This window comes from Aureimonas sp. Leaf454, assembly GCF_001424685.1.
Taxonomy (GTDB): domain Bacteria; phylum Pseudomonadota; class Alphaproteobacteria; order Rhizobiales; family Rhizobiaceae; genus Plantimonas.
In genome coordinates, this window is record NZ_LMQT01000012.1 from 129,469 (window position 1) to 155,493 (window position 26,025).

General features: G+C 66.4%; 26 protein-coding genes and 1 tRNA gene. 13 read left to right on the top strand and 14 right to left on the bottom strand.

All coding sequences use genetic code 11. The features are described 5' to 3' along the window. Nucleotides 1-70 precede the first annotated feature (70 nt). A complete protein-coding gene (locus tag ASG43_RS09470; RefSeq protein ID WP_056503618.1) occupies nucleotides 71-1,696 on the bottom strand; it encodes an EAL domain-containing protein in 1,626 nt (541 codons plus the stop codon). A 265-nt stretch (nucleotides 1,697-1,961) separates the two neighbouring features. On the opposite strand from ASG43_RS09470, the gene ASG43_RS09475 reads away from it, so the two are divergent. After that, nucleotides 1,962-2,750: a metallophosphoesterase gene (locus ASG43_RS09475; protein ID WP_056503620.1), complete on the top strand. Its 789-nt coding sequence runs from the start codon at nucleotides 1,962-1,964 to the stop codon at nucleotides 2,748-2,750. A gap of 7 nt (nucleotides 2,751-2,757) precedes the next feature. Here ASG43_RS09475 and ASG43_RS09480 read toward each other — a convergent pair whose 3' ends face one another. After that, nucleotides 2,758-3,216, bottom strand: a complete 459-nt coding sequence (locus tag ASG43_RS09480) for an SRPBCC family protein (protein WP_056503623.1) — start codon at nucleotides 3,214-3,216, stop codon at nucleotides 2,758-2,760. Between the two features lie 413 nt (nucleotides 3,217-3,629). Between ASG43_RS09480 and ASG43_RS09485 the strand changes: the two genes are divergently transcribed. Continuing rightward, nucleotides 3,630-4,685: a heme-binding protein gene (locus tag ASG43_RS09485; protein ID WP_056503626.1), complete on the top strand. Its 1,056-nt coding sequence runs from the start codon at nucleotides 3,630-3,632 to the stop codon at nucleotides 4,683-4,685. Nucleotides 4,686-4,794: 109 nt separating this feature from the next. Here the strand turns inward: ASG43_RS09485 and ASG43_RS09490 are convergent, their stop codons facing one another. The 4 genes from ASG43_RS09490 to ASG43_RS09505 all read right to left on the bottom strand — a co-directional run bounded on the left by ASG43_RS09490 (nucleotide 4,795) and on the right by ASG43_RS09505 (nucleotide 7,798). Continuing rightward, the gene (locus tag ASG43_RS09490; protein ID WP_056503627.1) at nucleotides 4,795-5,139 is read right to left on the bottom strand and encodes a cupin domain-containing protein; all 345 of its coding nucleotides are present in this window, start codon (nucleotides 5,137-5,139) and stop codon (nucleotides 4,795-4,797) included. 18 nt (nucleotides 5,140-5,157) lie between these two features. Then, nucleotides 5,158-6,435: an O-acetylhomoserine aminocarboxypropyltransferase gene (locus tag ASG43_RS09495; protein ID WP_056503630.1), complete on the bottom strand. Its 1,278-nt coding sequence runs from the start codon at nucleotides 6,433-6,435 to the stop codon at nucleotides 5,158-5,160. A gap of 122 nt (nucleotides 6,436-6,557) precedes the next feature. Further along, on the bottom strand, nucleotides 6,558-6,989 hold the full coding sequence (locus ASG43_RS09500; protein ID WP_056503632.1) for a CoA-binding protein: 432 nt from the start codon (nucleotides 6,987-6,989) through the stop codon (nucleotides 6,558-6,560). Further along, nucleotides 6,986-7,798, bottom strand: coding sequence for an enoyl-CoA hydratase (locus ASG43_RS09505; protein WP_056503636.1), 813 nt, complete (start codon nucleotides 7,796-7,798; stop codon nucleotides 6,986-6,988). The genes ASG43_RS09500 and ASG43_RS09505 overlap by 4 nt, the downstream gene beginning before the upstream one ends. Nucleotides 7,799-8,074: 276 nt before the next feature. Between ASG43_RS09505 and rplM the strand changes: the two genes are divergently transcribed. From rplM to argC, 4 genes are all read left to right on the top strand, one after another. Next, the gene (rplM, locus tag ASG43_RS09510) at nucleotides 8,075-8,539 is read left to right on the top strand and encodes a 50S ribosomal protein L13 (RefSeq protein ID WP_056503638.1); all 465 of its coding nucleotides are present in this window, start codon (nucleotides 8,075-8,077) and stop codon (nucleotides 8,537-8,539) included. Nucleotide 8,540: 1 nt separating this feature from the next. Further along, nucleotides 8,541-9,011, top strand: a complete 471-nt coding sequence (rpsI, locus tag ASG43_RS09515) for a 30S ribosomal protein S9 (RefSeq protein WP_056503641.1) — start codon at nucleotides 8,541-8,543, stop codon at nucleotides 9,009-9,011. A 314-nt stretch (nucleotides 9,012-9,325) separates the two neighbouring features. Continuing rightward, complete coding sequence (speB, locus tag ASG43_RS09520; protein ID WP_056503643.1) at nucleotides 9,326-10,282, top strand: agmatinase; 957 nt, start codon at nucleotides 9,326-9,328, stop codon at nucleotides 10,280-10,282. A gap of 100 nt (nucleotides 10,283-10,382) precedes the next feature. Further along, nucleotides 10,383-11,438 carry an N-acetyl-gamma-glutamyl-phosphate reductase gene (argC, locus tag ASG43_RS09525; protein ID WP_056504427.1) on the top strand — a complete coding sequence of 352 codons (1,056 nt, stop codon included), beginning with the start codon at nucleotides 10,383-10,385 and terminating at the stop codon, nucleotides 11,436-11,438. A 75-nt stretch (nucleotides 11,439-11,513) separates the two neighbouring features. Here argC and ASG43_RS09530 read toward each other — a convergent pair whose 3' ends face one another. Next, nucleotides 11,514-12,587, bottom strand: coding sequence for a COX15/CtaA family protein (locus tag ASG43_RS09530; RefSeq protein WP_056504429.1), 1,074 nt, complete (start codon nucleotides 12,585-12,587; stop codon nucleotides 11,514-11,516). Between the two features lie 194 nt (nucleotides 12,588-12,781). On the opposite strand from ASG43_RS09530, the gene ASG43_RS09535 reads away from it, so the two are divergent. Next, nucleotides 12,782-13,006 carry a DUF2842 domain-containing protein gene (locus ASG43_RS09535; protein ID WP_056503646.1) on the top strand — a complete coding sequence of 75 codons (225 nt, stop codon included), beginning with the start codon at nucleotides 12,782-12,784 and terminating at the stop codon, nucleotides 13,004-13,006. A 6-nt stretch (nucleotides 13,007-13,012) separates the two neighbouring features. On the opposite strand, the gene ASG43_RS09540 is transcribed toward ASG43_RS09535, so the two are convergent. Then, entirely contained in the window at nucleotides 13,013-14,047 is a 1,035-nt protein-coding gene (locus tag ASG43_RS09540; RefSeq protein ID WP_056503648.1) for a polysaccharide deacetylase family protein, read from the bottom strand. Nucleotides 14,048-14,127: 80 nt separating this feature from the next. Here ASG43_RS09540 and ASG43_RS09545 point away from each other — a divergent pair, with 80 nt between their 5' ends. Then, entirely contained in the window at nucleotides 14,128-15,177 is a 1,050-nt protein-coding gene (locus ASG43_RS09545) for a GNAT family N-acetyltransferase (protein WP_162244702.1), read from the top strand. Between the two features lie 3 nt (nucleotides 15,178-15,180). Here ASG43_RS09545 and ASG43_RS09550 read toward each other — a convergent pair whose 3' ends face one another. After that, a complete protein-coding gene (locus tag ASG43_RS09550) occupies nucleotides 15,181-17,346 on the bottom strand; it encodes a GumC family protein (RefSeq protein ID WP_056503655.1) in 2,166 nt (721 codons plus the stop codon). Between the two features lie 181 nt (nucleotides 17,347-17,527). On the opposite strand from ASG43_RS09550, the gene ASG43_RS09555 reads away from it, so the two are divergent. The 4 genes from ASG43_RS09555 (at nucleotide 17,528) to ASG43_RS09570 (ending at nucleotide 22,398) form a co-directional block, all read left to right on the top strand. Then, entirely contained in the window at nucleotides 17,528-18,088 is a 561-nt protein-coding gene (locus ASG43_RS09555; protein WP_056503660.1) for a polysaccharide biosynthesis/export family protein, read from the top strand. Between the two features lie 126 nt (nucleotides 18,089-18,214). Then, entirely contained in the window at nucleotides 18,215-19,456 is a 1,242-nt protein-coding gene (locus ASG43_RS09560; RefSeq protein WP_056503669.1) for a glycosyltransferase, read from the top strand. A gap of 111 nt (nucleotides 19,457-19,567) precedes the next feature. Continuing rightward, nucleotides 19,568-21,109: an undecaprenyl-phosphate glucose phosphotransferase gene (locus ASG43_RS09565; protein ID WP_056503672.1), complete on the top strand. Its 1,542-nt coding sequence runs from the start codon at nucleotides 19,568-19,570 to the stop codon at nucleotides 21,107-21,109. Continuing rightward, nucleotides 21,109-22,398: an O-antigen ligase family protein gene (locus ASG43_RS09570; RefSeq protein WP_244488047.1), complete on the top strand. Its 1,290-nt coding sequence runs from the start codon at nucleotides 21,109-21,111 to the stop codon at nucleotides 22,396-22,398. The genes ASG43_RS09565 and ASG43_RS09570 overlap by 1 nt, the downstream gene beginning before the upstream one ends. Before the next feature lie 24 nt (nucleotides 22,399-22,422). On the opposite strand, the gene ASG43_RS09575 is transcribed toward ASG43_RS09570, so the two are convergent. Continuing rightward, nucleotides 22,423-22,962, bottom strand: coding sequence for a formaldehyde-activating enzyme (locus ASG43_RS09575; RefSeq protein WP_056504436.1), 540 nt, complete (start codon nucleotides 22,960-22,962; stop codon nucleotides 22,423-22,425). Nucleotides 22,963-23,116: 154 nt separating this feature from the next. Continuing rightward, entirely contained in the window at nucleotides 23,117-23,275 is a 159-nt protein-coding gene (locus ASG43_RS22685) for a DUF3563 domain-containing protein (RefSeq protein WP_156386616.1), read from the bottom strand. Nucleotides 23,276-23,552: 277 nt separating this feature from the next. On the opposite strand from ASG43_RS22685, the gene ASG43_RS09580 reads away from it, so the two are divergent. Continuing rightward, nucleotides 23,553-24,233, top strand: a complete 681-nt coding sequence (locus tag ASG43_RS09580) for a MarC family protein (protein ID WP_056503675.1) — start codon at nucleotides 23,553-23,555, stop codon at nucleotides 24,231-24,233. A gap of 554 nt (nucleotides 24,234-24,787) precedes the next feature. Here the strand turns inward: ASG43_RS09580 and ASG43_RS09585 are convergent. From ASG43_RS09585 to ASG43_RS09595, 3 genes are all read right to left on the bottom strand, one after another. Then, nucleotides 24,788-24,864 (bottom strand) — tRNA-Pro (locus ASG43_RS09585). Nucleotides 24,865-24,939: 75 nt separating this feature from the next. Next, nucleotides 24,940-25,509 (bottom strand): MerR family transcriptional regulator, encoded by a 570-nt coding sequence (locus ASG43_RS09590; protein WP_056503677.1) that lies wholly within the window; start codon nucleotides 25,507-25,509, stop codon nucleotides 24,940-24,942. 88 nt (nucleotides 25,510-25,597) lie between these two features. After that, nucleotides 25,598-25,975: an integration host factor subunit alpha gene (locus ASG43_RS09595; protein ID WP_056503679.1), complete on the bottom strand. Its 378-nt coding sequence runs from the start codon at nucleotides 25,973-25,975 to the stop codon at nucleotides 25,598-25,600. Between the last annotated feature and the right edge of the window lie 50 nt (nucleotides 25,976-26,025).

Here is a 26,025-nt window from a genome sequence, read left to right on the forward strand (position 1 = left end):
TCGCTGCCGTTCGTGGCAAGGTCACCTCCGCGCAGGGCCGCGAGGGCGGCGTGGCCGACGACGGGCGATGTCAGGCCGCCGCGGAAGCTGCGCGACGAGCGGCGTCGAGCGGCGTCGATGCGGCCTGCTGAGCGAAATGCTCAGCAACGGCCATCTTGGTCATCGGCCTCGCGTAAAAGAATCCCTGGACCTCGGTCAGCCCCTCGCTTCTGGCGAAGGCCAACTGGTCCTCCGTCTCGACACCCTCCAGAACCGTTTCCATTCGCAGGCACCGGGACAGACCGACGATGGTGCGGACGATGTCGGCCTCTTCGCTCTCGATTCCGACCTCCCGCGTGTAGCTGCGGTCGATCTTGAGTCGGTCGAAGTGGAAGGTTCGCAGGTTGTTCAGGCTGGAATAGCCGCTCCCGAAGTCGTCGATCGTGATCCGCACGCCCAGTCGGCGCAGAGCCTCCATCGCCTGACGGACGCGGGGCGAGGCTTCCAGGATCAGGGATTCCGTCAGCTCGAGATCGAGACGTCCCGGTGCCAGACCGCTTTCCCGCAACGCATCGGACACGTGGTCGACGAGGTGGGGGTCCTTGAACTGGAGGGGCGACAGATTGACGGCGATGCCGACCGGCTTCGGCCAGCTCGCGGCCGTCCGGCAGGCTTCCATCAGAAGGTTGCGGCCAAGTCGGACGATCAGCCCCGTGGCCTCGGCCAGCGGGATGAAATCGAGGGGCGGAATCTGCCCGCGCTCGGGATGGTTCCAGCGAACCAGCGCCTCGAAGCTGCGCACGACGCCGCTCTCGGTGCCGTAGATCGGCTGATAGTGAAGTTCGAACTCGCCGGCGTCGATGCCGCGGCGCATGTCGTCTTCCAGAACCGACTGCCGATCGCGCTCGTCGCGCATCGCGGGTCGGAAGAGACAATAACTGGATCCCGCCTCGGCCTTGGCTTCGTAGAGCGCGATGTCCGCGGCCCGGATGACGTCGGACCATGTCGAGCCGTCATGGGCCACCCGTGCGATGCCGATCGAGGTGCCCGGCTCGATGAGGGTCTGGTCGATGGCGATCGGGGTGCCGACCGAGGCGATCAGGATCTCGGCGAATCGTTCGGGAAGGGCTTCATCGGGCGCGGGGAAGTGGACGAGGATGAACTCGTCGCCGCCCAGCCGAACGGCGAGATCCTCCGGCCCAGAGGCCGCCTCGAGGCGGCGGGCGATTTCCATGAGAACGAGATCGCCCGCGCGATGACCGAGCGTGTCGTTGATGTGCTTGAAGTCGTCGAGATCGAGCATGTAGATGAGCGCGCCGCGCCGCGCCCAGGTCCGCGTCGCGATGCCCTCCTCCAGCACCTTGGCGAGATGCGCGCGATTGTGCAGACCCGTCAGGGGATCGTGATGCGCCTGCTCGCGGAGCATCACCTCCGTCTGCGACAGCTGCATCAGTTTTTCGCGCAACCGGCGCTCATGCTTGCCGAGCGACCAGAAGACACGCCCCACGACCAACGGCGAGAGCAAAGCGAGGCTGTGCATCAAGGTCGAGGTGAAGGTTCCGTAGACGGAACCGTCGACCCCGCGCCAGCTTCGCACCTGCATGTCGACGAGAAGGCTGGAGCCACAGAAGGCCAGCCCCAGCGCCATACCGAAGACGGCATGGCCGAGTTCCACCTTGCGATCCCGGACGGCCTGGGTCAGTCTGAACAGTGTCACGCGTCGCTCCGCTCACCCGTATCGAAGGCTCCCTGAAAATATGAAACCCTGCGTAATTTTCCTGACACAGATGCGCTTTCCAGGCTCTTAATGTGGACGTGAAGTCTCGCAGACGACGACGTTGCGGAAATTCGTGACGACGGTTTTCCCTCTCCTTGCGGCAGGCTTCGATTTCATCCGTTTTCGTGGAGGGCGGTGGGTCAGGACGTCGTTCGAACGTCTTCGACGCATCGCCGGTGCCCAATCGTCACATCAGGATGAAACGATGGACGGCCGCCTCCTCTATGCGATCGGTGATGTCCACGGACGATCCGACCTTCTGGCGCGTCTGCTCGACGCCATCGCCTCGGACGCAAGTCGCGGGGGTGCGGAGCCAAGGGTGATCTTTCTCGGCGATATCGTCGATCGTGGGCCCGACAGTCGCGGCGCCTTGCAAATGGTGGCCGATACGTTGAAGCGCTGGCCCACCTCGCGCCTCCTTCTCGGCAATCACGACGACGCCCTCCTCGCCTTCTTCGAAGGACGAAGCCTGGGTGAGGACGGGTTCGTGACGTGGCAGGGCCAGGGCGGGCGCGAGACGCTCCTCTCCTACGGCGCCGATCCCGACGATCCCAAGGCCGCCCGCCGTCTCCTGCGCGAGCGATACGGCGAACACCACGCACTTCTGGCGTCGGCATCCGTCATCCTCGTCGGCGAGATCTTCGCCTTCGTCCACGGCGGCATCGATCCCGGTCGCCGGCTGGATGCGCAGACGCGCCGCGATTGCCTCAACATCCGCGGTCGCTTCATGAACCATGTCGGCCGCCTCGACCGGATCGTCGTGCATGGACACACGCCGCAGAAGCCGCCGATCGCCGTCGCCACGGAAAACCGGATCTCGATGGACACCGGCGCCTATGCCAGCGATGTCCTGACGGCGCTCGTCATCGACCGTCGCGCCGGCCGACTGGAAACCCTGGCGACCACGCGCGAGGGAGGGACGGCCTATGGCATGCCGGTTCCGAAGGATCGGGGCCTCGGGACGGCCCTCGATCTCTTCCGGGCGCTGGCCTGATCCGGCCTCAGCCTTCGACCTTCGCGACGAGCGCCGCCAGACCCGATTCGTAGATGCCGGCGATGACGCCGGACGCCTCGTCCACGCTGGCGCCGCTGGCTTCGAACCGCCCGCTCCAGTCGATGCGGGCGCTGCCGTCTCCGCCGTCCGACACGGCGATGGTCGAGGTGTAGTTTTCGACCGGAAGCGGGCCTTCGACGATCTTGTAGGTGTAGCTCATCGCTGCGTCGTCCCAGTGAACGAGTTCCTCGGAGAGCGTCGCCCCTCCGGCCAGCGTCAGCGTGCGCACCGACGCGGAGCCCGGCTTGGAAAGACTGCAGGCGGTCACGGCGGGATGCCAGTCCGCTATGCCGCAGAAATCGCCGATCGCCTGCCAGACGGCATCGGGTGCGACCGAGACGGTCGTGGACCTCGCCACGTCGATCATTCGGTCCTGGCCTTCGGCACTCGCACTCGCGTCGCTCATGTCTCACTCCCATTTCGGCCCGGTGGCGGTCGTCCGCTCTCTTCGGGACCGGATGGAAGGTAGGACAATGCGGTTCGGAGGTCGAGGCGGAGCGGGAGGCCGGGCAAAAAAAGGGGCGGCACAAAGGCCGCCCTCGAAGATTTGGCTGGAGTATCAGGCCATGAAAAACCTGATAGGCTTAAAATCGGTAGGAACGGTAAAGGTTGCATCCCGTCGCAGAAAGCGTCTCCCGGCGTCGTTCGGCATGGTGAAGACCGCGTCCAGAAGTCCAGTGAACGGAAGATGTCGACCCCGCGCGCAACCATCGAAGTCACGCCGCGTTGAGAGGGCATTTCCCGGAGTGCGGCCAGGTCCGCCCTCCTTCCCGCGCTCGCACCCGCATGGGGTTCGGCACGGACAGCTAGGAGTTCTTCATGTTTCGACACAAGCCGACCGCGCTGGAACGAATCTCGGACGCCATCAGCGATATCGGCGACCGGATCGTCGATCTCGAAGAGCGGGTTGTCGAGCGGGTGAACCCGGCGCCGTCCACGACCGAGCGGATGCGGCGCGCGATCCAGCGCAACCTGCCGGGCCATTCCAGCGGCGTCTCGCGATACGTGCCCGATTTCCTGACCGGCTGGACTCTGCCGTCGACGGACGATGCGCGTTCGACCTACCGTTCGCTGCGCAATCAGGTCTCGGGATTGGGCTCCTCGCTCTACGGCCTTCGCGACGATCTGCCGGACGTCCAGGACCGGCTGTCGGACGTGCGCGGTCGCCTGTCCCGCGTCGATCTCCCGGATGCGCGCCTGCCCCGCTGGGGCAGCTTCCGCCGCGGGATGAAGGCGCAGAGCCGCCTCGACTATTTCCGCGATCGGCCGGGCCTGACGACGCTCGCGGTCCTCGGCGGCACGATCGCCGTCGCGGGTGCGGCCTATTACGTCGCCAAGAAGGTGTCCGATCACACCGAGGAGCCCGACTACAACGTCGTTCGCCAGGACGGCGACATCGAGATCCGCGACTATGACGGGATGGTCGTCGCGGAAACGGTGAAGAGCGGATACCACGAGAAGGCGCGGCGGGTCGGCTTCGAGACCTTGGCGGACTACATCTTCGCCAACAACCGCTCGGGCAAGAAGATCCCGATGACGGCGCCGGTCCTGCAGCAATTGTCGGAAGCCGAGGGCCAGACGCGCGGCTGGGCCATCCGCTTCGTCATGCCGAAGCGCTTCACCAAGGCGGCCCTGCCGCAGCCCGCGTCGAGCGACGTGAAGCTGAAGGACGTTCCTGCCAAACGCGTCGTCGTGATCCGCTTCAGCGGAAACTTCACGGCGTCGCTGGCGTCGAAGAAGCTGATGCTGCTCTACAACTACATCGCGGACGAGAACCTGAAGCAGAAGGGCGATCCGGAATACGCCTTCTACAATCCGCCGTGGACACCGGGTCTCTTCAAGCGCAACGAGATCCTGATCGAAATCGAGCGCTGATCGACGACGGAAACGCTGACATGACGAGCCCCGCGCCTTCCCTCGAAGACGCGGGGCTTTCTGTTCGATGCAGGAGATCGTTTAGCGGCTGCGCTGGACGGCGCCCCCATCAGAGCTTGATGACGTAGTGCTTCAGCGTCGTCTCGATCACGCGCCACGTTCCCTTGAAGCCCGGCCGCAACACCAGGGCGTCGCCCGCCGTCAGCGCCGTTTCCGCGCCGCCCTCCTCGGTGACGACCGAGCGTCCCGAGACGATCTGGCAGAACTCCCACTCGGTGTATTCGATGCGCCACTCGCCCGGCGTCGATTCCCAGAAACCGGCATAGAGCCCCCGTCCGTCGTCCTCGATGTTCCACGTCCGGTGAACCGGCTCGCCGGCGATCAGGCGCTCCGGCGCGGGCGCGCCGATCTCGGGCTCGCCCGCACGGTCGAAGACGAGGATGCGATCCGACATGGCGCGCTCTCCCGCTCGTCAGGTGCGCGCGAGCGCCTGGCCGAGATCGGCCAGGATATCGTCGATCGATTCGATCCCGACGGACAGACGGACGGTGTCGGGCCCCGCGCCCGCCGCAACCTTCGCGTCGTCGGCCAACTGCTTGTGCGTCGTCGAAGCGGGATGGATCACGAGCGAGCGCGTGTCGCCGATATTGGCGAGATGCGAGAAGAGCTCCAGCCCCTGGACGAAGGCGACGCCCGCCTCGTAGCCCCCGGCGAGGCCGAAGGTCAGGACGGCGCCCGCGCCCTTCGGCGTGTAGCGCTGCTGGTGGGCGTGCGACGGATCGGATGCAAGGCCCGCGTAGGACACCCAGGAAACCTTCTCGTGCGTCGACAGGAATTCGGCGACCTTCTGCGCGTTCTCGCAATGGCGCTGCATGCGCAGCGGCAGAGTTTCGATGCCCGTCAGGATCATGAAGGCATTGAAGGGCGAGATCGACGGCCCGAGATCGCGAAGGCCGAGGACCCGGCAGGCGATGGCGAAGGCGAAATTGCCGAAGGTCTCGTGCAGCACCACGCCGTTGTATTCCGGTCGCGGCTTCGACAGCATCGGGTAGCGCTCGGTCGCCGACCAGTCGAACGTGCCGCCGTCGACGATGACCCCGCCCATGGAATTGCCGTGGCCGCCCATGAACTTCGTCAGCGAATGGACGACGATGTCGGCGCCGTGCTCCAGAGGGCGGCAGAGGTAGGGGCTCGCCAGCGTGTTGTCGACGATGAGGGGCAGTCCGTGGCGGTGGGCGATCTCCGCGATGCCGGCGATGTCGACCACGATGCCGCCGGGATTGGCGATCGACTCGATGAAGATCGCCTTGGTCCGCTCGCCGATCGCCGCCTCGAAGGTCGCGAGATCGCTCGGATCGGCCCAGTTGACGTGCCAGTCGAAGCTTTTGAAGGCGTGATTGAACTGGTTGATCGAGCCGCCGTAGAGACGACGCGATGCGACGAATTCATCGCCCGGCTGCATCAGCGCATGGAAGACGAGAAGCTGGGCGGCATGGCCCGACGCCACCGCCACCGCCGCCGTGCCGCCTTCGAGCGCAGCGACGCGCTCCTCCAGCACGGCCTGCGTCGGGTTCATGATGCGCGTGTAGATGTTGCCGAACTGCTGGAGGCCGAACAGCGCCGCGGCATGGTCGACATCGTCGAAGACGAAGGACGTCGTCTGATAGATCGGCGTCGCGCGCGCGCCCGTCGCCGGATCGGGCGCGGCGCCCGCATGCACCGCCAGTGTCTCGAAACCCGGTGTCGTCATGTCGTTCCTCCTCCTCGCGCCACGGCGGGCGGGAAGACTGTGCCCCGCCCGGCCGAATGGACAAAGCACGCCCCGATCCAAAAAAGCGATGCCGGGGCGAAAAACATTCCGGCGCGATCGCCTCAGCGAGTGAATAGCCGGGGATGCTCGATCGCGGGACAGCGATCCATCACGACGTCGAGGCCCCCCGAAGCCGCCGCCTCGGCCGCCTCGGCATGGCGGACGCCGAGCTGTGTCCAGAGGATCCGCGGCCGGTTCGCCAGCGCGAGGATTTCCGCGACGATGCCGGGCAGCGCTTCGCTTGTCCGAAAGACGTCGACCATGTCGATGGGCTCGGGGATCGAGGCGAGATCGGCATAGACCCGCTGTCCGAGGATCTCGCCGCCGGCCTGTCCCGGATTGACGGGGATGACGCGGTAGCCCTTCGACAGAAGAAAGCGCATCACGCCGTGCGACGGGCGCTCGGGCTTGGGGCTGGCGCCGAGAAGCGCGATCGTCGTCACCTCGGACAGGATGCGGCGCAGGCCGGCATCGTCGTCGATCCTTGCGCTCATCGATCGGTCCAGACCGGGCGGCGCTTTTCCAGAAAGGCTCCGATCCCTTCGCCGGCGTCGGTCGCCATCATGTTCTCGACCATCGTGGCGGCGGCTTCGTCGTAGGCCTCGGCAAGGCCCATCTCGGCCTGTCGGTAGAAGAGTGCCTTACCGATCTTGATCGCGAGCGCCGATTTCGACGCGATGGAGGACGTGTACTTGTGGACGATCGTCGGCAGGTATTCGGGCGGCACGACGCGATTGACGAGCCCGAACTCGCGGGCGCTGCGCGCATCGATCGTCTCGCCAGTGAGAAGCATCTCCATCGCGTGCTTGGGCTTGAGATTGCGCGACAGGGCCACCATCGGCGTCGAGCAGAAGAGGCCGATATTGACGCCGGGAGTCGCGAAGGTCGCCTCTTCGGAAGCGATGGCGAGATCGCAGCTCGCCACGAGCTGGCATCCCGCAGCCGTCGCGACGCCGCCGACCTCGGCGATGACGGGCCTGGGATGGCGCACGATGTCCTGCATGAGATCGGCGCAGAGGCGCATCGTCGTCTCGAAGAAGGCGCGCCCGCCGTCCGCATCGGCACGGTGCGCGGTCAGCTCCTTGAGGTCGTGGCCGGCACAGAAGACCCGGCCTTCGCCCGCGATCACCACCGCCCGGCAATCCGGATCGCCGGCCGCCTCGGACAGCGCGGCCCGCAGGGCCGTCATCATCCGGATCGACAGCGCGTTGGCCGGCGGGCTCGAGAGGGTGATGCGATGCACCGGCCCTTCCCGCGCCACGAGCACGGGCGGGGTCTGGTTGAGTTCCACGATATCGGCCACGAGCGGCTCCTTTCCCGTTGCATCCTTGCTATCCGATCGAGACGAGGCTGCCAACGCCCCGGCTTCCCCACGACAAGTTTGATGCGGTATTCAAATACCTCTTCCGATAAGACGTTGTTTGCGTTAAGCAATGGCTCGATAAGCGCGCATTCCGGGACCTTGACCGAAGCGGCTGGCGGGACTATGGAAGCAGCCAGAGCGCGGCCCGTGGGCCGCTCTTTTCGTATGGCGGTTCTCTGGAACGCGCCGACGTGACGCTGTTCCAAGGAAGAACCCATGAAAACCTTCTCGCAGAAGAACGAGACGGTCGAGAAGAAGTGGATCCTGATCGACGCCGAAGGGCTCGTCGTCGGCCGCCTCGCATCGATCGTCGCGCTCCGCCTTCGCGGCAAGCACAAGCCGACCTTCACCCCGCATATCGACGATGGTGACAACATCATCATCATCAATGCCGACAAGGTCGTCTTCACCGGCAAGAAGTTCACCGACAAGACCTATTACTGGCACACCGGCTATGCCGGCGGCATCAAGCAGCGCAAGGCTCGCCAGATCCTGGAAGGCCGCTTTCCCGAGCGCGTCGTCGAGAAGGCCGTGGAGCGCATGCTGCCCGAGGGCCCGCTCGGCCGCCAGCAGCTCCGGAACCTGCGCGTCTACGCCGGCTCCGAGCATCCGCATGCCGCCCAGACGCCGGAGACGCTCGACGTCGGCGCGATGAACTCGAAGAACAAGAGGGCTGCATAACATGGCCGACATGAACTCGCTCCAGGCTCTCGGCAGCATCGAAGGCGTCCAGGAAGCTCCGGTCCACGTCCAGAAGCTCGACGCCCACGGCCGCGCCTATGCGACCGGCAAGCGCAAGGACGCGGTCGCCCGCGTCTGGGTGAAGCCCGGCTCCGGCAAGATCATCGTCAACGACAAGGAATTCGCGGCCTATTTCGCGCGTCCGGTCCTGCAGATGGTGCTCCGTCAGCCGATCGTCGCGGCAAACCGCGACGGCCAGTTCGACATCGTGGCGACGGTCGCCGGCGGCGGTCTGTCCGGTCAGGCCGGCGCGGTCCGTCATGGCATCTCGAAGGCCCTCACCTATTACGAGCCGGGCCTGCGCGCCGTGCTCAAGAAGGGTGGCTTCCTGACCCGCGACAGCCGCGTCGTCGAGCGCAAGAAGTACGGCAAGGCCAAGGCCCGTCGCTCCTTCCAGTTCTCGAAGCGCTAAGCGTCCTTCGACCACCGTTCAGGGAAAAGGCCGTGGAGCGTCGAGCTCCGCGGCCTTTTTCCATGGAGACGGCGTTCCATGCCGGGACCGGTCGACGTTCGACACGGAGCGATCCGCTCGTTCGCGCAGGCGGACGAGGGACGGCGATCGGAACCGCCGCGACCTCGCCCCGGTGCATCCTCCCGGGCATCCCGCCTTCCCCGAAAGCGGAGGTGCGCCGGTTCGATCGGATCGGCGCGCGGCGAAGGCGTCTTCAACCGGACACCGCAATGCAGTAGGGCTCGCGCCTGAACCCATCCAACGGGACCTTCCTCATGGCCGGCACGACCATCGACAATGCCTTCACCGCGACGAGCATTCTTGGCGCGGCCGGCGATCCGACCTATGCGGGCATCGCCTCCTTCATGCGGCGGCGCCTCACCAAGGAGAATGTCGGGGCCGACGTCACCGTCTGGGGTATCCCGTTCGACGCCTCGGTCTCCAACCGTCCGGGCGCGCGCTTCGGGCCGTCCGCGCTGCGGCGCGCCTCGCAGATCTTCGACAACGATCCGCAATATCCGTTCCATGCCGATCTCTTCGAGCATCTCGGCGTCGTCGACTACGGCGACTGCCGGCTGGACTACCGGCTGCCGGAGACCGCGCACGAGACGATCCGGGCGGAGGCCGAGAAGCTTCTCGGCCAGAGCGGCTTCCTCCTGACGCTCGGCGGCGATCACTCGATCACCTTCCCGCTTCTCCAGGCCCATGCCGGCAAGCACGGGCCGCTGTCCCTCGTCCATTTCGACGCCCACCAGGACACGTGGCCCCTCGCCGGTGCACGCGTCGACCACGGCTCCTTCCTCACCGCCGCGCTGCGCGACGGGCTGATCGACCCCGATACCTCGATCCAGATCGGCATCCGCACCCATGCGCCGGAAACCGGCGGGCTGGAGATCATCCACGGCAACGCGGTGGAGGACCTGACCTCCGCGGCGATCGCCCAGCGCATCTACGAGCGCACCGGCGGCACGAACGTCTATCTCACCTTCGACATCGACTGCCTCGACGTCGCCTTCGCGCCGGGCACGGGAACGCCGGTGGCCGGCGGTCCTTCCAGCGCCAAGATGCTGGCGGTCCTGCACCACCTCAAGAACCTGCAGATCGTCGGCGCGGACGTGGTGGAGGTGTCGCCGCCCTACGACCATGCCGACATGACCGCCATCGCGGGCGCGACGGTCGCCCTCTACATCCTCGGCATCCTCGCGGACAAGCGAGCGGCCACGGCGCGTTGAGAGATTGAATCACGCGCTTCGGATCCTGGTTCAAGACCCTTCGGACTTGGATCCGCCGTCGGATGCAAGCGCCTCAAACGAATAGACAATGGAGACCGTCATGGCGGACAGCATCAGGATTGGCGTGCTCGGCGCCAGTGGTTATACCGGCGCCGATCTCGTGCGCCTCGCGATCCGCCATCCTCGGATGGAGATCGTCGCGCTGACGGCGAACAGCCATGCGGGCAAGCCGATGCGGGAGGTCTTCCGGCACCTCGCCCATGTGCCGTTGCCCGATCTCGTGCGCATCGAGGACGCGGACTGGGGCTCGGTCGACGCCATCTTCTGCGGCCTGCCCCATGGCACGACGCAGGCGATCACCAAGTCGATCTTCGAGGCGCACCCGGCTGTGAAGATCCTCGACATGTCCGCCGACTTCCGCCTGCGCGATCCCGCCGCCTACAAGGAGTGGTACGGGCTCGATCACGTCGCGGAGGAGATTCAGCCCGAAGCGGTCTACGGCCTGACCGAGCACTACCGCGCCGAGATCGCCGAGGCGCGCCTCGTCGCCTGCCCCGGCTGCTATCCGACCGCCGTGCTCCTCGCCCTGCTGCCGCTCGCGGGCGCGGGCCAGATCGACGTGTCGGACATCGTCATCGATGCCAAATCCGGCGTTTCCGGCGCGGGCCGGAGCCTCAAGGAGAACGTCCTCTTCTGCGAGGCGGGCGAAGGCATGAGCCCCTATGCCGTCGGCAAGCACCGGCACATGGCGGAGATCGAGCAGGAGATCGGCAAGGTGGCCGGCGCCCCGGATCTGCGCGTCAATTTCACCCCCCACCTCATCCCGATGAGCCGGGGCGAGCTCTGCACGAGCTACGTTCGCCTCGCCGGCGGCGCGACGGCGGCGGATCTTCGCCAGACCCTCGTCGAGCGCTATGCGGACGAGCCCTTCGTCACCGTCGCCGAGCCCGGCGTTCTGCCGCAGACGCAGATGGTGCGCGGCTCCAACTACGTCGTCGTCAATGTCGTGCCCGACCGCATCCCCGGCCGTGCGATCGTCATCTCGACGCTCGACAATCTCGTGAAGGGCTCGGCGGGACAGGCGATCCAGAACTTCAACGTCGCCTACGGCCTGGAGGAAACGCTCGGCATCGAGCAGCTTCCGCTGTTCCCCTGACCGTTTCGAGCTTTCCATGAAGAAAGGGCCGCAGATCCTTCGATCCGCGGCCCTTTCGTCGTCGAGCCATGTCGATCAGGCGGCTCGGGTGCGATAGGGACCCTTGAGGCCGCGCGCATGCGCGACGGCGAAGGCGAGGACCACGAGGGCGCCGCCCTGGTGCAGCAGCGCCCAGCCGATGGGAACGGCCAGCAGAAGGGTCGTGACGCCGATCGCGGCCTGAACCATCACCAGCGCGAAGAGCACGCCCGCCCTCCGCGCATGGGTCGTGCCCGGCGCCTGTCGCGTGGCCGCGATCCAGTGGACCAGCACGACCGCGAGCAGCAGATAGGCGCTCATGCGATGCACGAACTGCACGGTCATGACGTTCTCGAAGAGGTTTCGCCAGGCGGGCTGCATGACGAACAGACCATCCGGCACGATCCGCCCGTCCATCAGTGGCCAGGTGTTGAAGGTGAGCCCGGCATTGAGACCGGCGACGAGGCCGCCGAGATAGATCTGCGCCAGGGACAGAAGCACGATGAGGCCCGCCGCATGGACGGAATGCTCCGACGGCGCGTCCTCCTCCGTGTGCGGCGCGAGGCCGCGCGCGACCCAGATCGTGGCGGAAAAGATGAGGCAGGCCGTCGTGAGATGGACGGCGAGACGGTATTGGCTGACGTCGGTGCGCACGGAGAGGCCGGACGCGACCATCCACCAGCCGATCGCGCCCTGCAGCGCGCCGAGCGCGAGAATGCCGAGCAGCTTCGGCTTGAGGCCCGCGGGAAGGCGGCCCGTGATCCAGAAGATCGCCAGCGGCACGGCGAAGACGATGCCGACGAAGCGGGCGAGCACCCGGTGCGCCCACTCCCACCAGTAGATCGTCTGGAATGCCTCCAGGCTCATGCCCTGGTTGATCTCCTGATATTGGGGGATGCGCCGGTAGAGGTCGAACTCCTCCTGCCATTCCGCGATCGACAGGGGCGGCACGATTCCGTGGATCGGCTTCCACTCGGTGATGGAGAGACCGGACTCGGTCAGTCGCGTGGCGCCGCCGACGAGGACGAGCGCGAAGACGATGAAGGCGACGACATAGAGCCAGGCGCGAACGAGGCGACGATCGGCATCGTCGGGGCTTCGACGTGTCTGTGGCGACACGGTGCGGGTCATCGGAAATGTGGTCGACATGCGGGGGCCAGGTCCTTTCCGCGCGCATCCCGCGAGGGCCGCAGGGCGCGCGGCCCATGTGACGCGCCCCGGTCGCCTTTTCAAGCAGCGATCCGCCGCAGCCGCGCGGGACTGGCGTCGGGACGTGCGAAGGCTCATAGACCGCGGATGAAAGCAACCGTTTCCGGGGAGAGCCGATGCCCATCCGGCTGAAGAAGTTCATCGGAGCGATCGTCCTGATCGTCCTCGTCGTCGTCTACGCCATCTTCGCGACGGCCTTCGCGACCGTCTATCTCGGAGAGGCCAACGGCTTCGTCCATCTCGCCTACTTCCTGGTGACCGGAATGTTCTGGATCGTGCCGGCCATGGTCGTCATCCGCTGGATGGAAGGCTATGCCCCGAAGGCTCGCGAGCGTCGCTGAGGGAGATCAGCGCACGTCCTTCCAGAGGCCGGGAAGCCCCGACATCAGGACGTCGACATGACGCACGTCCTGATAATAGCCGTTGAGGGACAGACGCGGCAGCGCCTGCATCTGTCGGCTTCGGGCGGGCGTGAGGGCATGGAGGCGCGTCGTGTAGGCGGCGCGATAACCCGCCGTCGCCGCCATCGCGAACTCCCGCTCGCCGCAGGCCGACGTCGAGCCGTAGGGATAGGCGAAATGCCGCGGCATCGTGCCGAGACGTTCCGCGATGACGTGGCGGGAGAGCGCGATCTCGGCATAGGCCTCGTCATCGCAGAGCCGGGCGAGGCGCGGATGCGTCATGGAATGCGCGCCGATCGTCGCCAGAGGGTCGCGCGCGAGCTCGGCGAGGCGGTCCCAATCCATGACGCGGGAGCGCGGCGCCGGCGTCAGCCCGGCGTTCATCTCGGCCAGACGCCATGCCGTATCCGCGACGAGCCGTTCCGGGCAGATCGTCGTCAGATGGATGCTGATGTCGTCGAAGACCCGCCGCTTCGCCGGTTTTGCGGATGTGTCGATCGCCTGCCCCGGCCGCCATGGCAGGACGACGTGGTCGCAGGCCATGACCACGCTTTCCGCCACCTCCCACCACGGCAGGATCTTGCCGTCGGACAGGCCCGGAGACACGAAGATCGCGTAGGGAACGGCTTCGTCTCGAAACACCGGCGCGGCGTGATCGGCATTGTCGACATAGCCGTCGTCGAGCGTGAACGCCGCGAAGAACCGGTCGTGCCGACGGTCCTCGATCCGCGATACGGCCTCGTCGAGATCGACGATGTCGCAGCCGCTCGACTTGAGATGGCGAATGACGTCGCGCAGGAAGTTCGGGTGGATGCTGAGGTGGCCGTTCGGCGGGAAATTGGAGACCGGGCAGGGCGAGACGTGGTGCAAGGTGAAGATCGCGCCGAAGGGGCGCGTGGTCCGACGCGCCAAGGTCGACGAACCGCTCCAGCGCGCCGCATCGAGCGCCATGCGGCCAGCCAGGGTCTTCAGATCGGTCATCGGTCCGCCCGCGTCGCCGTCGCAGCGGCGCAGGCGAACACTAGGGGGTTTTCCTTAAAAAATTCATGGTTCAAGGGGAGATGACATCGGTCTCCCGGTCCGCTTTTGACACTGCGCAGGACGAAGCCTCCCTGCCCTTCCAGTCCACGCCGTTTCTCACGGCCTGGGCGCAAACGCGCGGCGCTCTTTCCGGTCGCGTCCAGACCGTTCTGACGGTCCCGGGCGCGGATGGTCGCTCGCACCGCATCCCCCTCGAAATCCGCCGTTTCGGCCCGCTCCGGATCGGGTCCTTCCCCGGCGAAACGCATGCCAATGCGGCTCACCCGTCCGGGCATCCCACCGGCCGGCTCGACCTCGCCTCGGCGGCGAAGCGCGTCCGGCTCGACGCGCTCGACCTTCGACGGCTGCCCGACACGTCCTGGCTGCCCGAGGCTGCGAGCGTGCGGCCGGCTCTGGAAGACCGCTTCGCGATCACGCTCGACGGCGGCATGGAGGCGGTGCTGGCGAACGGCAACGCCAAGCGCAAGCGCAAGAAGTTCCGCGCGCAGCAGCGCCATTTCGAAGGGCTCGGCGGCTACGTCTTCCGCGACGTTCCGCCGGATGCGCGAAGCGTCGTCCTCGACACGTTCTTCGCCCTCAAGATCGCGCGCTTCGCCGAACTCGGCCGGCCCGATCCGTTTCAGGATCCGGGAACGGAGGCCTTCCTGAAGCGGCTCTTCGCCGATGCGGATGCCGGGGCGCGCCTCTACATCGTGGAAAGCGGAGGAACGGTGAAGGCGCTGATGGGAGGCCTTGCGTCGGGCCGGACCTTCTGGGGCATGTTCTCGGCCTTCGCCGACGACGAGGACGCCGATGCCAGTCCGGGCGAACTGCTCCTCTGGCATCTGGTGGAGCGACTTTCGGCCGAGGGTTTCGCCACGCTCGACCTCGGGCCGGGAGAGGAGCGCTACAAGCGATCCTGGTGCGACCTCGTCGTTCCGCAGTTCGATGCCGTCATGGCGGTCACGGCAGGCGGGCGAACCTATCTGGCCGCCTCCAGGCTCCGCCGGTCGATCGTGCGGCGGATCAAGGAGAAGCCGAAGCTGCTCGCGGTCGTGCAGCGGGTGCGGCGCGTCCTGCCGCGCCGCTGACGGTCAGGCCGCTTCCGTCTTCTGCGGAGCCACGACGGCGCGTGTCGACATGACGAGCGCGTCCGGCTGGCCGGCCTTCGCGAGTTCCGCGAGCCGCTGGACCGCCGAGGACCGCCACGAGGCGGCGACGACGATCGCGGCCTCCTCGTCGAGGAAGCCGAGCAGGCCGGACGCGGGCAAGGTGCCCCCGTCGACCACGGCGCAGTCGTAGGCCGCGCCGATGGCGGCGAAAAGCTGCTCGAAGCGATCGAAATCGAACCCCTCGCCGTTGCCGTCGCGTCCCCACACGATCGCGTCAGCGGTGCTCGCGAGGTCGCGGTAGAGGATGTCGGACAGACCCGACGAGCCGTCGATGTAGTCGGAAATGCCGTAGGCATCGGCCGGCACGCCCATCGCCTCCGACAGGGCGAAATCGACCCCGAAGTCGAGGATCACGGCATTCGCACCGCGAGCCGCGAGGGCGCGGACGAGCGCAAGCCCGCCGAAGTCGCGTTCGGCATCGGCTTCCAGCACGAGCACGGTCCGGATGCCGCTCGACAGGACGGCATCGGCGAGGTCGCCAGGCGCGATCGCGACGCGTTCGCGGGGCGAGAAGGCGAGCATGGCCGGGGAAGTCTGTTCGGGCGCCGGCATCAGCGGAGCCGACGCCGAGCCTTCGGTAGCGCTGACGGCTGCGGCTGCTGTGGCCGGAACTGCTAGCCCTGTCGGGACGGGGAGCTCGCCCGCATCGTTTCGTCGATCCGCGGGAGCAGGCGCTGCGGCGCTGTCCACCCCGTCCTCCTCGCGACGCAGCGGCGCAAGGCCGCGACCGGAAAAAATCTCGACGACGAGAAGGCCGAGCACGGATATGAGGAAGCCGGCGACGCCCGCTGCGGCGGTGATGGGCACGATCTTCGGGAAGTAGGGCTCGGCGGGCAGCCGCGCTTCCGAGAAGACACGGGCGTCGACGGGGAGATAATCGCGAGCGCCCCGCGCCACCGCCTCGCGGTACCGCGTCAGGTAGCTTTCCAAGAGCTGACTTTGCGCATCGGCTTCGCGCTCCAGCGAGCGGAGTTCCACCTCCTGGCTGCCGGCGCGGGAGGCCTCCGTCTTGAGGCGCGACATCTCGGCGGCGAGGGCCGCTTCACGCTGGCGTGCCGAGTCCGCCTCCGTTTCCAGCGACGACTGAACCTTGACGGCCTCGCCCGCGATTTCCGTGTCGATGTCGCGCAGCTGTGAGCGGAGCGAGCGGAGCCGGGGATGATTGTCGAGAAGGGTCGTCGAGAGATCGGCGATCTCGGAGCGGAGCGTCACCTGACGCTCGCGCAGGGCCTGGACCGTCGGCGAGCCGAGGACCTCCGCCGCGCTGTCGAGCGCCCGGCCGCGCTTCAGGGCATCGCGGATGCTGGCGGCACGCCCTTCGGCGGCGGCGCGCGAGGCGCGCGTGCGCGAGAGTTCGCTCGCCATCTCGGACAGCTGCTGGGTGGCGAGGACGCTCTGGTTCTGCCCGACGAGAAGATCCGAGGAGGTGCGGAACGCCGCCACCTTCTGTTCCGCCGCTTTCACGGCCTCGCGCAGATCCGCGATCTCGGTCTCGAGCCAGCCGGTGGCGCTGGTGTTCGAGGACAGGAGCGCCCCCTTCTGCCGCGCGAGATATTCGTCGGCGATGGCATTGGGAACGTCGCGGGCCAGTGCCGGATCGTGCGAGGAGAATTCGACCACGAGGACGCGCGTGTTCTCCTTGCGATAGACGTTGAGCTTCTTGTGCATCGTCTCGATGACTTCGCCGGACGTGACGCGGCTCGCCGGCTGGACGCGCGTGATGATCCGGTCGAGAAGCGACGGGTCCGGCGCGTATTCGGCGCGGTCGGACAGCCGGAAGCGATCGGCGACGTCGCCGAGAATCTGGTCGGACGTCATCAGCGAGACCTGGCTCTCGACGCTCTCGGCGCTGAGGCTGTCGCTGGCGCCGCCGTTCGTCGCGGGCCTCGTATAGGTCGATTCGCGATCCTCGACGACGATCTGGGTCTCGGATTTGTAGACCGGCGGAACGAGGCTGCAGAGGGCGAAGGCGCCGCCTGCGAAAGCAACCGTCGAGAGAAGCACCGTCAGCTTGCGCCGCCATACGGCGCGGACCAGATGGCCGATGTCGATGTCGACATCCTTCTCGTGCATCGGCACCATGGCCATGATCAGTCTCCAGATCTTCCTTCCGGAAAAATCTGCCGACAAGGTTAGGAAACCGTTAACGCCCGACCTGCCGCTCCGACACCGACTTGGCCCATTAACCGGAGATTAAGGTTAATGAACCTAAAAGCTTGGCAGCGAACGTCGAACGAACGCCCCACCCAGACGATCGGGACCTGGTGACATGCACTTTCGAGCCCTCAGCCTCGCCGGAGCCGTCTGCGCCAGCCTGTCCGGCTGCGCCAGCTACCAGCCCGCGCCGCCTGCCTTCCACAAGGCCTTGAACGAACCCTACCATCTCGATTCCGGCGACAAGATCCGCGTCACCGTTTTCGAGCAGGAGGGTCTGACCAACACCTACGCCATCGACAAGGGCGGCTACGTCTCCATGCCGCTCGTCGGAACGGTGCCCGCGCGGGGTTCGACGACGAAGGAGCTGGAAGCCACCCTCTCCGCCAAGCTGCGCGACGGTTATCTTCGCGATCCCGACATCTCCGTCGAGGTGGATCAGTATCGACCCTTCTTCATCATGGGAGAGGTCGGCACCGGCGGCCAGTACATCTATGTTCCCGGCATGACCGTCCAGAACGCGATCGCCATTGCCGGGGGGTTCTCGCCTCGCGCCGAACAGCGCACGGTCGACGTGACGCGGCAGGTCAACGGCAAGGTCATCAGCGGACGCGTGCTGACGTCCGATCCGATCCTGCCCGGCGACACGATCTACGTTCGCGAGCGCTACTTCTGATCGTCGAGATCGTTCAAATTCGAACGATTCCGCCGGTCGTGCGGTAACCTCCCCTTCCTATGCTGGTCCTGTTCCCGAAGCTGGACGAGGACCTTCGGTCTGCGTCCTTCACGCGAGTAGCGCTGCATGGACGGTCCAGCCCTGAAGATCATTCACTGCTTCCGCTCGCCGGTCGGCGGGATCTTCCGGCATGTTCGCGACCTCATCGACGCGCAGATCGCCGCGGGCCATGCGGTCGGCATTCTCTGCGATTCCATCACCGGCGGGGACTTCGAGGAACGGCTGATCGAGGAGATCGCGCCGCGTCTGGCGCTCGGCGTGCACCGCGTCACGATGCGCCGATCGATCGCGCCGTCGGATCTTCTCGATCTCTACCGCACCTACCGCATCCTGAAATCCATCGGACCCGACATCCTGCATGGGCATGGCGCCAAGGGCGGGGCCTACGCACGGCTGGTCGGAACGGCGATCCGCCGGCCGGGCAAGCCGGTCGGCCGCCTCTACACGCCGCATGGCGGGAGCATGCACTACGATCCCGCGACGATTGGCGGTCGTCTCTATTTCGCGATGGAGCGGCTGCTGGAACAGGCGACCGATCACCTGCTCTTCGTGTCGAGATACGAAGAGGCAGCCTATCATGCCAAGGTCGGCAGACCCCGGATCGCCGCACGCGTCGTCCACAACGGCCTGTCGGACGGCGAATTCGAACCCGTTCCGCCCCGGAGCGACGCGGCGGACCTTCTCTATCTCGGCATGCTGCGCAAGCTGAAGGGTCCGGACATCCTGCTGGAGGCCGTCGGCCTCCTCCAGGCGCAGACCGGCCGCGCCGTGACGCTGAACATCGTGGGAGCCGGCGACGAGCGAGCCCGCCTCGAAGCGGCGGCCGAGCGCCTGATGCCGGGCACCGTGCGCTTCTTCGATCCGATGCCGGCGCGCCAGGCGTTCGCGCTCGGTCGCATGCTGGTCCTGCCGTCGCGGGCCGATTCGCTCCCCTACGTCCTTCTCGAAGCGCTGGCAGCCGGCCTTCCCGTCGCCGCGGTCGACGTCGGCGGCGTGCGGGAGATCGTGCCGCCGGAGATCCAGCCCCTCATCCGTCCGGAGGACCCGAGAGCCCTCGCGGAATCCCTGAAGGCGCGGCTGACCGCCGGCCCCATCGTGCCCGTCGCCCTGCGCCAGCACCTTCGCTCCCGCTTCGTCACCTCGAAGATGGCCGACGACACGATGGCGGCCTACCACTGGGCCGGCGGCGCCCGCCTCGCCGGGAGCGCCCGGACGACGCAGGCGGCGGAGCGACGGGAAGCCGCGACGATCCTGCCGGGCGCCCTTCGACGACGGACCGCCGACCTGGCTCACCCAAAGGAATCTTAAGCTCCGACCTGTACGGAAGACGAGGCTCGACTTGGCAGATCCCCTCCCCTCGCGAGGGAAAGCTGCGGCGGGAGCCGAGGCAACAACGCGCTGCTTGAGCCGGAAGGCGAGATGGATACGATCGACGGACACCTACCCTACACGACGGAAGCCGTGCGGGCGTTCGAGGCTCCGTCCTCGCAACCGGGCAGCGTGCAGCTGAACGACCATGCCGCGCGCGCGGCGCTGCAGTTCAGGAAGAAGGTCATCTCGCCGACGCTGCTCAGCGGGATCTGGCGCCTCGTCGAGTTCACGCTGCTCCTGTCGGTCTCGGCGGCCATCTTCGTCCTCTATGTCGGTCACGATCCGAACGGATCGCAGGTCCCGTATCTCCTGGCGTCCCTGACGGGCGCCGCCCTCGGCGTCGCAGCCATTCAGCTCGGACACGGCTACGAGATCTCCTTCCTCCGCTCCCACCTTCGGCAGTTGACGCGGATCACGCTGTGCTGGGGCGCTGCGCTCGCGCTCGTCGCCGTGGGCCTCTTCTTCGCCAAGCTGACCGACGACGTCTCGCGCGTCTGGCTCGCCAGCTGGTTCCTCTTCGGCTCCGGGGTGCTCGGCCTCGCCAGGCTCCTTCTCCGCGTCAAGCTCCGGCGCTGGGCCCGCAACGGCATCATCGAGCGACGCGCGGTGATCGTGGGCGGCGGCAAGGGCGCGGAAGATCTCATTCGAGGGCTCGAGCTCGAGCCCGAAAGCGACATCCGCATCTGCGGTATCTTCGACGACCGCGGAGACCGGCGCTCGCCGCCGATCGTGGCCGGCTATCCCAAACTCGGCAACATCAGCGAACTCGTCGAATTCACCCGCCTCGCGCAGGTCGACATGCTGATCGTCACCCTCCCGATCACCGCGGAGCAGCGCGTGCTGGCGCTCCTGAAGCAGCTCTGGGTGCTGCCGCTCGACATCCGCCTTTCCGCGCACACGGCCCAGCTGCGCTTTCGCCCGCGCTCCTACTCCTTCATCGGCGAGATCCCGCTGCTCGACGTCTTCGACCGGCCCCTGGCGGATTGGGACTGGATCGCCAAGCGGATCTTCGACCTCGTCTTCGCCTCCCTCGCGATCGTGGCGCTGTCGCCGATCATGCTGGCGACGGCCGTGGCGATCAAATGGGACTCCCGGGGTCCGGTGATCTTTCGGCAGAAGCGGCACGGCTTCAACAATCAGATCATCGAAGTTCTGAAGTTCCGCTCGATGTTCCACGAAATGTCGGATCCGGCGGCCGCCAAGATCGTGACGCGCGGGGATCCCCGCGTGACGCGCGTCGGCCGGTTCATCCGCAAGAGCTCCATCGACGAGCTGCCCCAGCTCTTCAACGTCATCCGCGGCCAGCTGTCGCTCGTCGGTCCCCGTCCGCATGCGGTCTATGCCAAATCCAGCGGCAACGAAGCCTTCGTCGAGATTGTCGACGGCTATTTCGGGCGCCACAAGGTGAAGCCGGGCATCACGGGCCTTGCTCAGATCAAAGGCTTTCGCGGCGAGATCGACGATCCGCAAAAGCTCAAGAAGCGGGTCGAGCTCGACCTGCACTACATCGAGAACTGGTCGGTGCTTCTCGATCTCGCCATCCTGATCCGCACGCCGCTCAGTCTCTTCCAGACCGAACACGCCTACTGATGGCGAGCGCGGCGCATATCGGCGGCGGGTTCGATGCCCCCCGCGCCGCCTTCGCCGATCTCGGCCGCCGCCAGTTCGCGCTGATCGGCAGCGCGGCGATCGCGGCCGCCGTCTTCCTGTCGGGCTTCGTCATTTCGGAGCCGGCGCCCTACGAACTCTTCATGGCGGGGCTGATCCCGCTCTGGGCCCTCTTCGGCGGCCTGACGATCAGTGCGGGAACGGCGCCGCTCCTCGTCCTTCTCATCGTGTTCAACCTAGGGGGCCTCGTCTCCGTCACGCAGATGAAGGATCTGGGCGACGGCCCGATGTATGTCGCGGTCTCCACCTTCCTCGCGCTGTCCGCGGTCTTCTACGCGAGCGTCGTCGAGGCCGACTGGCGTCGCCTTCGCCTCATCTACAATGCCTATCTCCTCGCGGCGCTCGCCACGGGCGCTCTCGGCATTCTCGGTTACTTCAACGCCTTTCCCGGCGCGGCCCAGTTCACGCTCTACGAACGCGCCAAAGGCGCCTTTCAGGACCCGAACGTCTTCGGACCCTTCCTCACCCTGCCCGCGGTCTATCTGGTGCAGCGTCTCGTCAGCGAGCGGCTCGTCACGGCGCCCTGGAAGGTCGCGGCGCTCGGCGTTCTCACGCTCGCCGTCTTCCTGTCCTTCTCGCGGGCGGCCTGGGGCCTCTACGGAGGGTCCATCGTCCTGTGCGTCGGCTTCCTGCTGCTGAAGGAGCGCTCGGCGAAGTTCCGCCTGAAGATCGCGACCATCGCCATCGCCGGGATCGTGCTGATGCTCCTCGTGATCCTCGTCGCGCTCCAGTCCGACAAGGTGTCGAGCCTCTTCTCGGAGCGCGCGCAGCTCGTCCAGTCCTACGATTCGGCCCGGCTCGGCCGCTTCGCGCGCCATCTCCTCGGCTTCGAGATGGCCATGGAGCATCCGCTCGGCATCGGTCCGCTGGTCTTCGGCCCGATCTACGGCGAGGACACGCACAACATCTGGCTGAAGAGCCTGCTCGACTATTCCTGGCTCGGCTTCATCGCCTACGTCACGTTCACGATCCTGACGCTGTCCCTCGGGCTGAAGATCCTGCTGCGCGAACGCCCGTGGCAGCCGTATCTGATGAGCGCCTATTCGGTCTTCGTCTGCCATGTCGTCGTCGGCAACGTCATCGACACCGACCACTGGCGGCATTTCTACCTGATCGCCGGCATCCTCTGGGGCTGTATCGCGCTGGAACGGCGGTGGGGTAGGCCCATGAAAAAGGCGGTCCCGGTGGGGACCGCCTCGCCTCTCGACTGACGCCGCAGACCGGCCCCCGGTCCTTCAGTTCTCGACGATACCGCTCAGCGCGTAATGCTGGATCGTGCGACGATTGGCGATGAGATCCTCGACCGTCGGCTTGCCGGTCATGGCGCGCGAGATCGCGATCTTGGTCGCCTCGTAATTGGTCCGGTAGAGATCCTTCAGGTCGATCTCGGCATGGCCGGGACAGCGAGGATCGAGCCAGATCATGATGATCATGCACAGCTCGTCCGCATCGTCCTTCGGCAGGATGCCCTCGATCAGGCAATCGACGATCGCGTCGCCGGTCGCGCCCTGCACGACGCCGCCCAGCAAGGCGATATAGCCCTCTTCGCGAATGGTCGCCTTGGTCGTCATCATCGTGGCCGGCCGAACGAGCTGGTTCAGGTCCCGCACGACGAACATGCGCGTGTGGCCCTCGACCTGTCCCATCATCGACGCGAAGGCCTGACCCACCGGGCCGCGGACGGAACCGATCAGCACCTCCGGCATCGCGTCGGTGTACTGGCCTTCGGCCGCCAGAACGGTCGCCTCGCCCGTGCGGAACCAGATGTCTGTCATGTCGCTCATCCTCGACTGCCATTGTGATCGAGGGAGCATTGGGGCAAGCCGAGACCAGCCGCAAGCCGAACACGTCGATTTTCATCGATGTGAAAAGTCTGACGGAGGCATTTCACGGCTTAGCCGCAAACGTCTCCGCACCGCGTCCGTCTCGTCAGAGCGTGAACGCACGCTTGCGGAAGCGCCCGCGATCGATCTGACGCTGGCGGCTTTCCAGGTCGACGATGGAGACGGCTTCGTTGAGATAGTCGAGTTCCATGCGGGTGGCGCGGTCTTCGCCAAGGGCGGAACGGAGCTTTTGGATCAGGTTCATTGTGATCTCCTTTCGTGCCTGAAGATGATGCGAACCGATTTATGTTGCAATGCACAATCCTGCATGACGGCCATGCCGTAGCAGGACGGCGCGTTGATCGATCGTTAACGGTATCTCCACCTCTCGAATGTATGTCCGCCTCGGCGCGGGGCGGGACGATCGCGTCGAGCGGTGATGGCGGCTCTGGCGCCCTGCGGGTTGCCCATGGCGTCCGCGCCCGGCGCTCTTGCCCTCGGCTCCGGCACCCGGCACGATCCGGCACGGCGGAGGAGATGTCATGAGCGACGATTTCGGTGTGGTGCGGACCTTTCTCCTCGCCTTCACCGCCCTCTTCTCCATCGTCAACCCCGTCGGAACGGCGTTCATCTTCAGTCAGGTGACGGCCGACCGGACGCATCTCCAGCGCGCGCAGCTCGCCCGGCGTATCGGCTTCTATTCCGCCCTCGTCATGCTGGGCGCGCTTTGGGGCGGAACGGTCGTGATGGACTTCTTCGGCGTCAGCATCGCGGCGCTGCGCATCGCCGGTGGTCTCGTCGTCGCAGCCTGGGCCTGGGAATTGCTGTCGGCACCCGAAGCGCGCGACCAGCGCAAGCATCGGCAGGCCGGAGAAGCCGTCGGTGCGCAGGATGTCGCCTTCTTTCCGTTGACGCTGCCCATGACGACCGGTCCCGGCACCATCTCGGTCGCGATCGCCTTGGGATCGAATCGCCCGACGGGCGCCGCGAGTTCGATCGGGTTCATCACGGCGACCTCGCTGGCCGCCCTCAGCGTGGCGATCCTGATCTGGCTCGCCTATCGCTCGTCCGATTCGATCACAGCCCTTCTCGGCGAGACCCGGGTCCAGATCGTCACGCGGCTGTCGGCCTTTCTGCTTCTGTGCGTCGGCACCCAGATTATGATGAACGGCGTCCTCGATGCGCTGTCCATGGCGGGGATCGGCCACGGCGCCGCGAACTGACGGGGTCGACGCCGTTGGCGCGGGGCTTTCGACCGGGACCGGCGTTCAGCGCATGGCTGCCATGCAGCGCCCCGTCTCCCATGACGCAGCGCAGCATGTATATTGGTTCCTGCATCGTTTCCTCCCAGATACATGCACTAACTCAACCCGCCCGGCTTGCCGCGGCGGGTTTTCTTTTGCCGGCGCGAACCGAACCATCCAAGCGCGGCGTTCGACGTTCGGACCGACGCGTGGGTTCGCAGAGTTGCAGCCGGCTCGATGCATCAGGCGCGCAGAAGACGTCTCGAGGGGCGATCAGAAGGCTTCGTCATGAAGCGGCATGAGCGAAGTCGCAGGGATCTGACGATCACGTCGGTCCCGATCCCAGCATCGGGCCCGGCGACCCAGGGCCATAGCCATGTCCATCGCCGATGCGCGGCGCCGTTATCCGACCCGCCACGATGCGCTTGTGACGAGATGTCCATGATCAATGCTTGAATGAGATAAAACCGCATCCGCGATCAGTGGAGGGTCTTCGCCGCTCCATCGTCCGACGGCCGAACCGGCCTCGTGACTGGTCGGAGCGAGAGGATTCGAACCTCCGACCCCTTGGACCCCATCCAAGTGCGCTACCAGGCTGCGCTACGCTCCGACTGCGGGAACCCTTAGAGAGTGCGGGCTTCCGGCGCAAGTCTTTTTCAAGCCGGATCTCGGGATCGCGGACGCTTCAGCGGACCTGATCGAGCAGGCGCTTGCACTCCAGGAGTTCCATGATGACGTCCTGAAGGCTCGCAGCCGTTTCGGTGGGGAGGCCGAGCTGTGGACCGGCCTCCACATCCCGCTCGCCGCGGCGCAGGAGCGCGGAAAGGCCGCGCGGCTTCTCGACCTGCAGGCGTTCGGGCGCGCGCGGCTCGTCGGAGATCAACTCGCCTTCGTCCATCTCGACCTCCGCTTCGCCCTCCGCATCCTCCGGCAGCGGACCGAGGGCACGGCCGGTCTGCATGTCGTCGAGACCGGTGAGGTTCCCTTCCCCGATCGAGATGACGAAGCGATTGCCGTTTTCCTTCAGGATGCGCTGCACGCCCTTGATCGTGAAACCCTTGACGTAGAGCAGGAAGCGAATGCCCTTCAGCAATTCCACGTCGTCGGGACGATAGTAGCGCCGGCCCCCGCCGCGCTTCATCGGCTTGATCTGTGCGAAGCGCGTTTCCCAAAACCGCAGGACATGCTGCGGCAGGTTCAGGTCTTCGGCGACCTCGCTGATGGTGCGGAACGCGTCGATGCTCTTGTCGGTCATGTCGATCCCAGGAGAGGGGCCACGTCGGAAGGGCCATTGGAGCAGGCCGATTCGAGAGGCCGGGAGGGCCAGCCGACGACGGCCGCGATTACTCGGCGGCCTTCAGCATCTCGACGGGCGTCGAAGCCCCGGCGGAAACACCGCCGCTGGCGCTGGCAACCCGTCGCTTGGCATGCGATTCGAGAATGCGGTCCTTCATGACGTTCGACGGCTTGAAGACCGCGACGCGGCGCGGGGAGATCGGGACCTCCTCGCCGGTTTTCGGATTGCGTCCGACCCGTTCGTTCTTGTCGCGCACCAGGAAGGACCCGAAGGACGAGATCTTGACGGATTCGCCGCGGGCGATGGTCGCGCAGATCTCTTCGAGAATGGTCTCCACGAGGAAGGCCGATTCGGTGCGGGACAGGCCGATCTTGCGGAACACCGCCTCGGCGAGGTCAGCACGCGTGACCGTTCGATCGCCCATTCGAAATCCCCTTGATGAATGACCTCGAAGCCCCGCTCCCCAGCGGACCC